This is a genomic window from Aeromonas dhakensis (genome assembly GCF_000820305.1).
Classification (GTDB): Bacteria; Pseudomonadota; Gammaproteobacteria; order Enterobacterales; family Aeromonadaceae; genus Aeromonas; species Aeromonas dhakensis.
This window is the reverse complement of record NZ_CDBH01000020.1, coordinates 1-586: the sequence shown is the minus strand read 5'-3', so window position 1 is coordinate 586 and position 586 is coordinate 1. Positions and strand designations below refer to the sequence as shown.

Annotated in this window: 1 protein-coding gene; it reads right to left on the bottom strand. The window is 70.8% G+C overall.

The window, feature by feature from the left end; all coding sequences use genetic code 11:
* Nucleotides 1-586: DUF5801 repeats-in-toxin domain-containing protein (locus BN1143_RS02345; protein WP_042049535.1), on the bottom strand; the 586-nt coding region annotated here is incomplete at both ends.

Sequence of the window (586 nt, the reverse complement as noted above, 5' to 3'; positions counted from 1 at the left end):
GGCTGTAGCCGATGCTGCCCGCCCCGTCGGCCCCGAAGGCCGGGTTGAACTGGGCCTGCACGTCGGCCGCGCTCAGGCTGGCACTGGCCACCCCGTCGCCGCCCACCCCGCCCAGGCTGACCAGGCTCTCGTCCACGGTCGCCCCCAGGCTCGGCGCCTCTTCTGCGAGGCCAGCCCGCGGGCCGTCATCCTCAAAGCGGAACACGCTGTTGGCGCCCAGATCCACCGCCGCACTGGCACGGTCGCCATCGGCGTCGGTCACGGTCTGCACCAGGGTCAGCACGCCCTGCCCCACGGTCAGTGCCACGCTGTCATCTGCATTGCTGGTGTCGCCATGCCAGACGTTGTCCAGCAGGGCCAGGGTCACTTCCCCGCTGGTCGGGTTGATGGTCAGGGTGAAGTAATCCACCCCGCCCGCGCTGCCGGTGATGACGTTGCCCACCTGATTGAGCAGGATGGCCGCCCCCTGGCCGTTGGCGGCCAGCGGATCCACCGCATAGAGGCCGCTCGCCACGTTGCTGCCGCTCAGCGCCAGGCTGTAGCCGATGCTGCCCGCCCCGTCGGCCCCGAAGGCCGGGTTGAACTG